Genomic DNA, 12,532 nt, shown 5'->3' on the forward strand with positions numbered 1-12,532 from the left:
CAAACGTAACTGGGGCGGCATTCTCACATGAGCGTGCACTCACATTCAAGGAACGCCCCTAGGCAGTAAATTGCTTGTGTCAATATTAAACATTTGCTGTCACGACAGATTTGTTCTATTTTTGACAACAAATTATGTGAGAGGCTGGAATGGATCGTTTGCAGTCGATGCGGGTGTTTTCCAAGGTGGTGGAGCTTGGCAGCTTCGCCCGGGCGGCCCAGCATCTGTCGATGAGCAATGCCGTGGTCACACGTTACGTGGCCGACCTTGAGGCGCATCTCGGCACGCGCCTGCTCAACCGCACCACGCGGAGCCTGTCGCTGACCGACGTGGGCGAAACCTACCTGCAGCGCTGTGCGCAGATCCTGCTCGACATTGACGAGGCGGAATCGCTCGCCACGTCGCGCAGCCAGGCACTGGTCGGTGGCCTGCGCATCGTTGCCCCTGTCATGTTCGGGCTGCATGTGCTCCCGATGTTGCTCGCGCGCTTCCAACAGCTTTATCCCGAGGTGACGTTTGACGTGGCGCTGTCCGACCGCCCGATCGACATCGTCGAGGACGGCCGCGACGTCGGCATCATGGTCTCGGAACTCGGCCTCGGCTCGCACCTGGTGGCGCGCCGCATGATTTCCGCCGAGATGGTCATGGCAGCCACTCCCGCTTATCTCCGCCAGCATTCCACGCCGCAGCGCGCCGAAGACATTGCCGAGCACCGAGTCATTGCGATGTGGCACCCGCAATTGCGCCACGAGTGGGAGATGAGCACCGCCGACGGCCAGTCGATTTCGGTGCCGGTGCAGCCCTCGCTCGTCACCAGCAACGCCGAACTCATGCACCGCGCGGTGCTCGCCGACATGGGCATCGCGATTCTGTCGTCGTACATGGCCCGGCCGGACCTGGAGTCTGGACGCCTGGTGCGCGTCCTGCCGCAATACAAGCTGCCGCATCGGTCGCTGTCGCTGGTGTATCCGAGCCGCAAGTTCCTGCCGACAAAGGTACGCACGTTCATCGATTACATGCTGGCCCAGGCGATGGAGGTCAAGCACAGCGAGGCGCGCGCCGGCCGAGGCCTGAGCGAAGCCGCATAAGCCACGCCCTATCGCCAAAGCAAAACGGGAGGACAGCGTCCTCCCGTTTGCGTTGGTCCCTGCGAAACCGCGTTCAGGTCTCGCTGGTGCTTTCCTCGTCGGCCTCGGTTTCAGCGGCTTTCTTGCGTGCCGGCGCCTTCTTGGCTGCCGTCTTGCCTGCGGTCTTGGCCGGCGCCTTCTTGGCGGCAGGCGTTTTAGCCGCAGCGGTCGTCTTCTTCGCCGCGGTCTTGGCGCCGGGCTTGCCCTTGCCTTCGCCGCGCGGCTCGAATTCGAAGCCGATCTTGCCGTCCGGTTGCTTGACCAGGAACGCCTTGAAGTTGCGGCCCGTGCGCGCCGACTTGAAGCCGGTCAGCAAGTCGGTCTTGCCCTCGGCCAGCAGCTTGGCCAACTGCTCGCGGCTGATCTCCTGCTGCAGGATGATCTTGCCGGTGGTGAAGTCGCAGGTCTTGGGCTGCGCCACAGCGTTTTCGCACACGTACTTCAGGCCGTGCTCGTAGACGTTGCCGTTGCACTTGGGGCAGTGGCCGACGCTTTCCTGACCCGAGAAATCGACCGGCTCGCCATCGTCTTCGTCGTTCTGGCCGAAGTCGAACTCCATCTTCCAATGACCATCTTCCTGCGCCAGCTTGAGGATGGCCGCAAACGGACGGCCCATCTTGCTGCGGAAGCCCTGCAACGGGCCGATGGTCTTGTTGGTCAGCAACTCCTCCACCTCGTCCAGCTCGAACTGGCGGCCACCCGGAATCTTGCTGATCGAGAAGTCGCAGTGGCTGCAGGCGAAGCGGCGGTAGTTTTCCTTGACCACGTGGCCGCATTGCGGGCACGGCGTGGAAAGCGTTGCGTAGTCGCCGGGGATGGTGTCGCTGTCGTATTCCTTGGCGCGTTTGACGATCTGCTGCGTCATCTGCGCGATCTCGCGCATGAATTCGTCGCGCTCCAGCTGACCACGCTCGATGAGGGAAAGCTTGTGCTCCCAGCCGCCGGTCAACTCCGCTTGCGTCAGTTCCTCCACGCCCAGGCCACGCAGCAGCGTCATCAGCTGGAACGCCTTGGCGGTCGGGATCAGTTCGCGGCCTTCGCGCACAAGGTACTTTTCCGTCAGCAATCCTTCGATGATGGCCGCGCGGGTGGCTGGCGTGCCCAGGCCCTTGCCTGCCATGGCTTCGCGCAACGCATCGTCGTCGACGAGCTTGCCGGCGCCTTCCATGGCGGAGAGCAGCGTCGCTTCGTTATAGCGTGCGGGCGGCTTGGTGGTGAGGCCAACCGGCTCGATCTTGTCCGTCTTGACCTTCTCGTCCTTGGCGACCGGCACGAGGTTCGCATCTTCGCCCTGCGCCTCGCGGCCGTACACGACCAGCCAACCCGGGTTCACCAGCACCTTGCCTTCGGTCTTGAAGTGATGCCCGGCCACCTCGGTCACGCGCGTGGTGACCTGGTATTCGGCCGCCGGGAAGAACACCGCCAGGAAGCGGCGCACCACCAGGTCGTACAGCTTCTGCTCCGGCTCCGACAAATTCTTCGGTGCCTGCAGCGTCGGGATGATGGCGAAGTGATCGCTGATCTTGCTGTTGTCGAAGATCCGCTTGTTCGGCTTGACCCACTGGTTGGCGAGGATCTTCTTCGCGTGCGTCAGATAGTTGGGCGAGCTTTCGCCCAGCATGTCCAGCGTCTGCTTGACCGTGCCCAAGTAGTCTTCGGGCAGCGCGCGCGAATCGGTACGCGGATAGGTCAGCACCTTGTGCTTTTCGTACAGCGCCTGCGCCAGGCCCAGCGTGTTTTTGGCCGAGAAGCCGAAGCGGCCGTTGGCCTCGCGCTGCAGGCTCGTCAGGTCGAACAGCGCCGGCGACATCTGCGTCGACGGCTTCGATTCTTCCGTCACGGTGCCCGGCTTGTCGCGGCACGCAGCCACGATGCTTTTGGCCTCGGCCTCGCTCCAGAGGCGCGAATCGCGCTGCTCGGGGTCGAACTCGTTCCTCTTGAACTTCGGGTCGAACCAACGGCCTTCGTACAAGCCGGCCGCGGCGATGAATTCAGCGCGCACTTCCCAGTAATCGCGCGGGACGAAGCGTTTGATCTTCTCTTCGCGCTCTACCACGATCGACAGCGTGGGCGTTTGCACGCGGCCCACGGTGGTCAGGAAGAAGCCGCCACCCTTGCTGTTGAACGCAGTCATGGCGCGCGTGCCGTTGATACCGACCAGCCAGTCGGCCTCGGAACGGCAGCGGGCAGCATCGGCCAGCGGCATCATGTCTTCGTTGCTGCGCAGCTTGCCAAAGCCATCACGGATGGATTGCGGCGTCATCGACTGCAGCCACAGCCGTTTCACCGGCAGCTTGGTGTTCGCGTGTTGCGCGATCAGGCGGAAGATCAGTTCACCTTCGCGCCCCGCGTCACAGGCATTGATCAGGCCGGTCACGTCCTTGCGCTTGATCAGCCGCGTCAGCACCTTCAGGCGCGATTCCGACTTGGCGATCGGTCGCAGATCAAAGTGCGGCGGGATCACCGGCAGATGAGCGAAGCTCCATTTGCCGCGCTTGACTTCGTATTCATCCGGCGCGGCAATCTCGACCAGGTGGCCAACAGCCGACGAGAGGACGTAGTCGTCGCTCTCAAAGTACTCGTCGTGCTTGGTGAAGCCACCCAGCGCGCGCGCGATATCAGCGGCGACCGACGGTTTTTCGGCAATGATGAGAGCCTTGGACATGTGAGCGGATCCTGGCGATCGCAAGTAATCGGGTAAAGAAGAAGTCGCTTTTCTATAGCGACCGTTCGCGTGTTTTTTTTAGAGTCTTATGGCAACGCCTGCCGACTTCAAGTGCCGCGGGCGCTTGTCAGCGCGCCCGGTGGGACGCCATCAATCACCGGTCGGTCCCAAATTTGGCCGCCAATCATAAGCGCGGTTCCTTTTCAGGCGCAATAGAGTGGCGCATGCATCGCTTAGTGTTGTCAAGACCGGCGATCACGCCGATTCCAGCAGCCAGCCTCGCAAGTCCGGGGCCGATGGCACTACGGGAGCAACGCCCAGATCACGCGAAAGCAATCCCTCGACAACTCCCGGGTGAGGCAAGACTGGGCCGAAAAACAACACATCGCTCCCACGCTGCACTAGCAGGGTTGGGAAGTTTTCAACGTCGTAATCGCCCAGCGCGTCGGCATGGTCTTCGACATCGACCCAGACGAAGCAGTACTCCGGATGCCGTTCCGCCATCTCGGTGAAGGTCTTGCGATAGCTGCGGCACGTGCCGCACCACTCGGCGCACAGGCACGCCACCAGCAGTTGCCCCGAGCGAATGCGCGCGTGCAGCGTGGCGGCGTCGGTGTCAGGCGAGAGCAGTGGCATGAAAAAAGGCGCTAGGCGACCAGCGGAGTGACGGTGGGGTCGCGCTTATTGTAGGCACGCTTTCACGGAAGCCGCAGGAAGCGCCCGCCGGGCTGACGCTCCACGCGGCCATCCAGCTCCAGCGCCAGAAGCTGTGCAGAGAGCGCAGCAGCAGCTTCGCCGGTGCGCTCACACAAGGTATCCAGATCGACGGGATCAAAACCGAGCGCGTCGAGCAATGCGGTTTCGGAAGCACTTGGCGCCGGGCGCGCGGCTGGGCCCGGCGCGGCCGGGGACGCCTCGGCCGAGGCCGCGCGCGTCGCACGTTTGGCCGGCGCAGTAGCACGCCCCCAGCCAAGTTCATCGAGGATATCGGCAGCGGTTTCCACAAGCTTGGCACCTTGCTTGATCAGCAGGTGGCAGCCCTTGGCCAGCGGCGAATGGATCGACCCCGGAATCGCAAACACATCGCGCCCCTGCTCGGCCGCCAGCCGCGCGGTGATGAGCGAGCCAGACTGCGCCGCAGCTTCTACAACCAGAAGCCCCCGCGCCAAACCCGAGATCAGGCGATTGCGGCGCGGGAAGTTCTCGGCACGTGCGCCCATCCCCAGCGGGTATTCAGAGATGATCACGCCAGCCTCGGCAATGCGATGCGCCAGCGCCCGGTTACGGGCCGGGTAAACAATATCGAGCCCCGTACCCACGACTGCGATGGTGCTCCCTGGGCCTGCGAGCGCGCCCTCATGCGCTGCCGCATCGATGCCGAGCGCCAGGCCTGACACAACCGTCACGCTCGCCATCGACAGCGCCTGGGAAAACGCGCGCGCGTTGTCGATGCCGGCTGCCGTGGCGCTGCGCGCGCCCACCACGCCCACCGCCGCTGCACGCAGCAGCGAGGCATCGCCCTTGGTGTAAAGCAAGGTCGGCGGGTCCGGCAGTTCGAGCAAGCGGGGCGGATAGCCGCGATCGGCCAGCGTGAAGATGGCATTGCCGGGCTCGTTCACCCAGGCGACGGTGCGCTCGATCAGCGCCGCAAGCGTGTCGTCGGGCTCGGCGAGCACCGCGCGCGCTTGCCGCTCGGGCAGCACCTTGGCGAGCGTGGCATACGGCTGGGCAAAGATGTCTTGCGGCAACCCGAAGGCCGCCAGCAACTGCCGCGCGGCGACGGGCCCAACGCCGGGGGTTTCAGTCAGACGCAGCCACGCGGCCAGTTCAGCCGGATCGCGCGTACAGGAAAGGGAAGCTGTGGAATCGGCCGCGGCGGGCGCCGCGACCTGAGATGCATCGGTCAAATCAAGGACTGCGTTAGCGCGTAGTTCAAGGTTGCGGCGACATCGGGTTGCTGACGCTGTCGCCCACTTCCACGGCGTTCGATGCGTCCGTCACCAGCGCATAGGCTACGTGCGGGAACACGCGGAACACGAAGGCCAGGCCGTAGCGCTCTGCGGGCAATTGCACGGCCTCATTGCCGGCCGTCGCGTCCTTCACGACGGCGCCAGCGCGCGCCAGCGACAGCACGTGGCCCGGCTCAAGCCCCTGCTGGCTGCCGATGTTCAGCACAACCACCTGGTCGGTGCCGCCAAAGCGCACACCACCCGTTACCTTGGCGACCGCGCCGTGCACGTCGCCTTCCGGCGCATGCGGCACATAGCGCACCGGCACGCGCGGCGGCAGTGGCATCAGTTGCGAGCCGACGCCCATTTCTTCCTTGGACGACAGCACCTCCATCTTGGTCACGGCCTGCGGGCCGGTCGCCGCACGCACCACGCGCAGCGTACCGAGGAAGTCGGCTTCGTAGCCGAGCACGTTGCCCGTCACGGGGTCCTTGAGCGGCCGGACCGGGCGATACGCCTGCCATTCGGCGCCGGCCTGGCCGCCTTCACCTGCGGGCAAACCGCGGGCGTAGGCGTTTTCGCCCTTGCCCAGATAAACGCGGCCCTCGGGCAGCGAGAAGATGCGCGCCGGCGTGGCCAGCGTTTCTTCATCCACCACGATCGGCTGGGTCAGGAAGGGCTCGATGGCGGCGGAGGGAATGCTGGAGATGGCGTCGCCATCTTGTCCCGACACGCGGGTATGCGGCGACAGGCGCACCGTGCTGCCATCCGCCGATGCCGGCGAACTCGACAGCCAAGCACGGCCATTGGCGTGATGCAGATACAGGATCTGGCCCGGATAGATCAGATGCGGGTTGCGGATCTGCTCGCGGTTCATGCCCCACAGCTCTGGCCAGCGATAGGGCCGCTTGAGGTATTTACCCGAGATTGCCCACAGCGTGTCGCCACGGCGCACGGTGTACTGCGCGGGCGCGGTGGCAGACAGTTCGGATTCCGGGATGCCCGCTTGGGCAGCCGTCGCGGCCTGCGCCTGTTGCGCCGGCGTCACAGTGCGCTCGGCGGCGTGGGCGGCGCCCATGCAGAAAAGCGCTGCCGCGGCAACCGCCGAGAGGGCGCAAACGTAAGGCTGGCGCGCTTTCGTGGCGGTTTGCATGGCGGGCTGAGAGAGCATCGGTGTGTTACGATGGCGCATTATTCTATGAAGAATCGGCGAGTGGTCCGCGTGCCTGTTCGACGCCTCACCGCCGCAGCTGTACGCAGTTCTGCGTCGCAGCAAGAGGGGTATGGCATCCAACATTCGTCAGGCTTTTTCCTAAGCCATGTGGCGGATAGCGCCCCCGATTCTGCATGACATTCCAAGCGATCGCAATTGAAGGCAACCCCTCGTTAGCGTGGCCTTCTGCAACCGTTGTTGCCAAGCATCATGGCCCTACTGAATATCCTGCAATACCCTGATCCGCGGCTGCACAAAGTCGCCAAGCCGGTCGCCGTTGTCGATGACCGCATCCGCAAACTCGTGGCGGACATGGCCGAGACCATGTACGAGGCGCCCGGCGTTGGCCTGGCCGCCACGCAGGTCGACGTGCATGAGCGCGTGATCACCATCGACGTGTCGGAATCGCGCGACGAACTGCGCGTGTTCATCAACCCCGAGATCATCTGGGTAAGTGATGAGCACAAGGTCTGGGACGAAGGCTGCCTGTCGGTGCCCGATATCTATGACAAGGTTGACCGCCCGGCCCGCGTGCGCGTGCGCGCACTGAACGAGAAGGGCGAAACCTTCGAGCTGGAGGCAGACGACCTGCTGGCGGTGTGCATTCAGCACGAGATGGATCACCTGATGGGCAAGGTATTCGTCGAATACCTCTCACCGCTCAAGCAGACGCGCATCCGCTCCAAGCTCAAGAAGCATCAACGCGACGCAGTACCGCAGCGTTGAACGTGCTCCCATGCCTGCCGACGTCGGCGCGCGCCCTCGCTCCATCCCGCTGATGCCGATCGCTCCCGCTGACGCAGGCACGCCCGCCAGCCCGCGCCGCCTGTCGGCACTGCTGGTGCGGCATTGGCGTGCTGTCGTCCTGCTGATGTTGTGCGCGTATTTCGTTGCGGGCACGTTCTGGCGCGCACCCTGGAAGGCCGACGAGCCGTATTCCTTCGGCATCGTCATCAACATCATCGAGCGTGGCGACTGGGTCGTTCCCAACGTCGCCTTCGAGCCGTTCGTCGAGAAGCCCCCGCTGATGTACTGGACGGGCGCGCTGGCCGCGCTGGCGCTGCCCGACATGCCGCCGCACGAAGCGGTGCGCGTGGCGGTGCTGTTCTGGATGGCGCTGACATGCTGGGCGGTCTGGCGCACGGCGCGCCTGCTGCGAAGCGAAGCGCGCGACTGGCGCTTGCGCGTCGGCGCAGACCTCGCACGCGGACGGCCGGGGCTGACCCTGGCCGCACGCCGCGAAGCCGGGCTCGACGCCGGCGGCGCTGCGCTGCGCGACTATGCGTTGGGCGCGCTGCTGCTATTTGCCGGCTGCGTCGGGTTGGTTGAGCACGTCCACAAGTTCATTGCCGATGTCCCGCAACTGGCCGGCACCGCGATCGCCCTGTATGGCCTCGTGCGCTTCGTCAAAGAGAGCGAAGCCGGGGGCGCAAAGGGCGTCGACGTGCTGCATCCGGCATTGTGGTTCGGCACGGGCATCGGTGTGGCGTTCCTGGGCAAGGGCGTGCTCGTGCCTGGGCTGTTCGCCATCACCCTGCTGGCGGCGATCGCACTGCTGCCGGATTTCCGCAACCGCCAGGCATGGCGCTTCTATGGCCTCTCGCTGCTGGTGGCGTTGCCGTGGCTGGTGATCTGGCCGGCCATCTTCTGGCGCGAATCGCCGGACTTGTTCATTGAATGGTTCTGGGTCAACAACCTCGGCCGCTTCTTCGGCTTCTCGCATCTGGGTGGCGAGAAAGGGTCGCTAGCGACGACCGTCCGATCGATCTTCCTGACCGGCACGCCCGCGGTGTGGCCAGCGGTGGCCGTGTTGGGCGTGTCGCTGTACAAGCTCGTGCGGCAACGTGGGCACGGCGCGCGCACGGCGTGGCTACTGCCATACCAGGGGCACTTGGTCGTTGCGTTGTTCGTGCTGGCCACGATTGCCGTGGTGCTGCGCTCGGCCGTGCTGCGCGATGTGTACCTGATGCCGCTGCAACCCGCCTTGGCTTTGTTAGGTGCGCCGATGCTTCTCCTGATTGCGCCCGCGTGGCGCGCGCGTGCATGGGGTGCGGCGGTGACGTTGTTTGGCGCGCTCGGGCTGGTAGTCTGGGCCGTGTGGGGCGCCCTCGTGACCAGCGGCGGGCAACTGTTGCCGAGCTGGCTGGCCAAAATGCTGGGCCGCGTGCTGCCGTTGCCGTATGACATGCTGATCCATCCGGTCGCCGTATTGGCGGCGGGGGGCATTACGGCGCTGTGGGCTGCCTGCGTGTGGCTGCGGCCGGCGCGCTCCGGCGTGGTGGCGTGGGCGGCGGGCCTGGGCATGGTGTGGGGCCTGCTCGGCACCCTGCTGATGCCGTGGGTGGACGATGCCCGCAGCTACCGCCCGCTGTTCCAGGCGATCAAACCGGTGCTCGAATCTGCGCAGATCTGCGTGGCCACGCGCGGCATGGGCGAAAGCGAACGCGCCCTGATGCACTACGAAACCGGCGTGCGACCCGTCAAATGGCTCCTGGGTCACAGCGGTGCCGGCGACGCTCACCACCCCAACCCGACCGCACGCACCTGCGACCTGATCCTCGTGCTCGAAAAACGCCCGGAACATGCCCGCCGCCGCCCCCACGGCAATAACTGGGAAATGGTGTGGCGCGGCAGCCGCCCGGGCGACACCAACGAAACCTTCTCGCTGTTCCAGCGGCGCAGTAATGGCGTGTCCGAGGCGCTGCCGTCGCCCGAGCCCATCGTGCCGCTGACCGACACGCCGCATCGCGGCCGTCGCTAAGCGCAATGCGCTACGCTGTCGTGTAGCCCGCTTCCCCTCGTTTTCGGTTCTCCATCTATGACGTCCACCCTTCGTGTAGCGTTTGCCGGCACGCCTGAATTTGCGCAGATTGCCCTGGCGGCGATCCATCAGGCCGGCTTTCCCGTCGTTGCCGTGCTGAGCCAGCCGGATCGGCCGGCCGGGCGAGGCATGCAATTGCAGGCGAGTCCCGTCAAGCAGTACGCCGTAACGCATGGGTTCACGCCCATCCTCCAGCCGCCGTCGCTGCGTCGCACGGGCAAGTATCCGCAAGAAGCCGCCGAAGCCATCGACGCCCTGGCCGCCCAGCGTCCTGACGTGATGGTCGTTGCCGCTTACGGGCTGATCCTGCCGCAGGAAGTGCTCGACCTGCCGCGCTTTGGCTGCGTCAATATCCATGCGTCGCTGCTGCCGCGCTGGCGTGGCGCCGCGCCCATCCATCGCGCGATCGAAGCGGGCGACGCCGAATCGGGCATCACCCTCATGCAGATGGATGCGGGCCTGGACACCGGTGACATGATCGCCATGGAACGCGTGCCCATCGGCCTGACCGACACGACGGCCACGCTGCACGACACGCTGGCCGCGCTCGGCGGACGCATGGTGGTGGAGGCGCTCGCCAGACTGGCGCAAGACGGCAAGCTGGACGCCACGCCGCAGCCCGCCGAAGGCATCACCTACGCGGAAAAAATCGCCAAGGACGAAGCCACGCTGGACTGGTCGCGCCATGCCGCCGCGCTGCTGCGCCAGGTGCATGCGTTCAATCCGTTTCCCGGCGCATCGGCCGCGCTCGATGGCGTGACGATCAAGTTCTGGCAAGCGCAAGCGCTAGCCGACCGCCCGGCTGATGCCGAACCCGGCACGGTCCTGGCCGCCAACGCCGAGGGCATCACCATCGCCTGCGGCGCCGGCGCGCTCCGCGTGACCCAGTTGCAGAAGCCTGGCGGCAAACGCCTGCCCGCACGCGAATTCCTGCAAGGCTTGGCAATCGAGCCTGGCCAGCGCTTCGCATCGCGCGGTTAACCGACCCGCCTATATATAGAGAAGAGGATTTCGCCATGACCGCGCTGGGCATCGTCAATCTGCCGCTCTTCATGCTGGCCGTGTTTCTGCTGAATGTGACGCCTGGGCCCGACACGGCCTACATCGTCGGGCGCAGCGTTTCGCAAGGACGGGCAGCGGGGCTGCTGTCGGCGCTAGGCGTATCGGCGGGCTGCTGCGTGCACGTGCTGGCAGTGGCGTTCGGGCTGACGGCGCTGCTGGCGGCATCCACCGTGGCCTTCACGGTCATCAAGGTGGTGGGCGCGGCGTACCTGATCTACCTGGGCGGCCGCATGCTGCTGGCGCCGCCCGAGCGCGACGACGCCCCCGTCGAAGAAGGGGAAGCTTCCGCCGCCAAGCGCCCGCGTCCGCTCAAGTCTCTGTTCATGCAGGGTTTTCTCACCAATGTGCTGAATCCGAAGGTCGTGCTGTTCTTCCTGTCGTTCTTCCCACAATTCGTCGACCCACACGCCGCGCACAAGGCGCTGGCGTTCCTGGCGTTGGGTGCGGTGTTCATTGTCATGTCGACGATCTGGAATAGCCTGGTGGCGTGGGTGGCCGCCAGCGTCACGCGCCGCGTGGCGGGCAAGCCGGGCATCAAGCGCTGGCTCGATCGCGTTGTCGGCACGGCATTCATTGGGCTTGGCGCACGGCTGGCGTTCACCACCCGTTGATGGGTCAAGCGTCATCTGCGGCGAAATATCGCGCAAATCCCGCGCAAACCCTTGAATTTTCAGCGATTATCGCGATCTAACAAAGTCGTAAAACCCGAGACCCACAGGAGCCACGCCCCCATGTTCAACTGGATCAAGACCTTCATGCTGATGGCAGCGATCACCGCGCTGTTCATCGTCATCGGCGGCATGATCGGCGGACGCAGCGGGATGATGCTGGCGCTGCTGTTCGCGCTGGGCATGAATTTCTTCTCGTACTGGTTCTCCGACAAGATGGTCCTGCGCATGTACAACGCGCAGGAAGTCAACGAGACCAGCGCGCCGCAGTTCTATCGGCTGGTGCAGGAGCTTGCCGGCCGCGCCGGCCTGCCCATGCCGCGCGTCTATCTCATCGACGAGGCCCAGCCCAACGCCTTCGCCACCGGCCGCAACCCGGAGCACGCCGCCGTGGCCGCGACCACCGGCATCCTCAATATCCTGTCGGAACGGGAGCTGCGCGGCGTGATGGCGCACGAGTTGGCGCACGTGCAGCACCGCGACATCCTGATCTCGACCATCTCGGCCACGATGGCCGGTGCGATCTCGGCGCTGGCCAACTTTGCCGTGTTCTTCGGCGGCCGCGACAGCGAAGGCCGCCCGGCCAACCCGATCGCCGGGATTGCGGTGGCGATCCTGGCGCCGCTGGCGGCAGCGATGATCCAGATGGCGATTTCCCGCGCCCGTGAGTTCGAAGCCGACCGTGGGGGCGCCACCATCAGCGGCGACCCGCAGGCGCTGGCTTCGGCGCTGGACAAGATCCACCGCTATGCCGCCGGCATTCCGTTTGCCGCCGCTGAAGCCCACCCCGCCACCGCGCAGATGATGATCATGAACCCCCTGCACGGCGGCGGCCTGGCCAACCTGTTCAGCACGCACCCGGCCACGGAAGAGCGCATCGCGCGCCTGATGCAGATGGCGCAGACGGGGCAATATCCGGCGTAAAAGCGGCTGCCCGGCCGGGCGCTTCCTTTATACTTCCGCAGTCCGCACGAGCCCGCCCATCGCGGGCTCGTTGCATTTTTGTTCGCCTGATTTCCTGCTGCCC

At 65.2% G+C, this 12,532-nt stretch carries 10 protein-coding genes; 6 read left to right on the top strand and 4 right to left on the bottom strand.

Annotation, left to right across the window (positions count from 1 at the left end; all coding sequences use genetic code 11):
- The first annotated feature begins 149 nt into the window (after positions 1-149).
- Positions 150-1,088 carry a LysR family transcriptional regulator gene (locus BG83_RS0112600; RefSeq protein ID WP_024977062.1) on the top strand — a complete coding sequence of 313 codons (939 nt, stop codon included), beginning with the start codon at positions 150-152 and terminating at the stop codon, positions 1,086-1,088.
- Between the two features lie 73 nt (positions 1,089-1,161).
- Here BG83_RS0112600 and BG83_RS0112605 read toward each other — a convergent pair whose 3' ends face one another.
- The 4 genes from BG83_RS0112605 to BG83_RS0112620 all read right to left on the bottom strand — a co-directional run bounded on the left by BG83_RS0112605 (position 1,162) and on the right by BG83_RS0112620 (position 6,912).
- On the bottom strand, positions 1,162-3,792 hold the full coding sequence (locus BG83_RS0112605) for a DNA topoisomerase III (protein WP_024977063.1): 2,631 nt from the start codon (positions 3,790-3,792) through the stop codon (positions 1,162-1,164).
- Between the two features lie 255 nt (positions 3,793-4,047).
- A complete protein-coding gene (locus BG83_RS0112610; protein ID WP_024977064.1) occupies positions 4,048-4,428 on the bottom strand; it encodes a thioredoxin family protein in 381 nt (126 codons plus the stop codon).
- 62 nt (positions 4,429-4,490) lie between these two features.
- Positions 4,491-5,699, bottom strand: coding sequence for a DNA-processing protein DprA (gene dprA / locus BG83_RS0112615; RefSeq protein WP_024977065.1), 1,209 nt, complete (start codon positions 5,697-5,699; stop codon positions 4,491-4,493).
- A 25-nt stretch (positions 5,700-5,724) separates the two neighbouring features.
- Positions 5,725-6,912 (bottom strand): LysM peptidoglycan-binding domain-containing protein, encoded by a 1,188-nt coding sequence (locus tag BG83_RS0112620; protein WP_024977066.1) that lies wholly within the window; start codon positions 6,910-6,912, stop codon positions 5,725-5,727.
- A 252-nt stretch (positions 6,913-7,164) separates the two neighbouring features.
- On the opposite strand from BG83_RS0112620, the gene def reads away from it, so the two are divergent.
- The 5 genes from def to htpX all read left to right on the top strand — a co-directional run bounded on the left by def (position 7,165) and on the right by htpX (position 12,429).
- On the top strand, positions 7,165-7,680 hold the full coding sequence (gene def / locus BG83_RS0112625; RefSeq protein WP_024977067.1) for a peptide deformylase: 516 nt from the start codon (positions 7,165-7,167) through the stop codon (positions 7,678-7,680).
- Positions 7,681-7,690: 10 nt separating this feature from the next.
- Positions 7,691-9,715, top strand: a complete 2,025-nt coding sequence (locus BG83_RS0112630) for an ArnT family glycosyltransferase (protein ID WP_024977068.1) — start codon at positions 7,691-7,693, stop codon at positions 9,713-9,715.
- A gap of 57 nt (positions 9,716-9,772) precedes the next feature.
- A complete protein-coding gene (gene fmt / locus BG83_RS0112635) occupies positions 9,773-10,756 on the top strand; it encodes a methionyl-tRNA formyltransferase (RefSeq protein WP_024977069.1) in 984 nt (327 codons plus the stop codon).
- A gap of 35 nt (positions 10,757-10,791) precedes the next feature.
- The gene (locus tag BG83_RS0112640; protein ID WP_024977070.1) at positions 10,792-11,448 is read left to right on the top strand and encodes a LysE family translocator; all 657 of its coding nucleotides are present in this window, start codon (positions 10,792-10,794) and stop codon (positions 11,446-11,448) included.
- Between the two features lie 120 nt (positions 11,449-11,568).
- On the top strand, positions 11,569-12,429 hold the full coding sequence (htpX, locus tag BG83_RS0112645) for a zinc metalloprotease HtpX (RefSeq protein WP_024977071.1): 861 nt from the start codon (positions 11,569-11,571) through the stop codon (positions 12,427-12,429).
- Positions 12,430-12,532 lie beyond the last annotated feature (103 nt).

The sequence above is a fragment of the Ralstonia pickettii genome, assembly GCF_000607165.1.
Classification (GTDB): domain Bacteria; phylum Pseudomonadota; class Gammaproteobacteria; order Burkholderiales; family Burkholderiaceae; genus Ralstonia; species Ralstonia holmesii.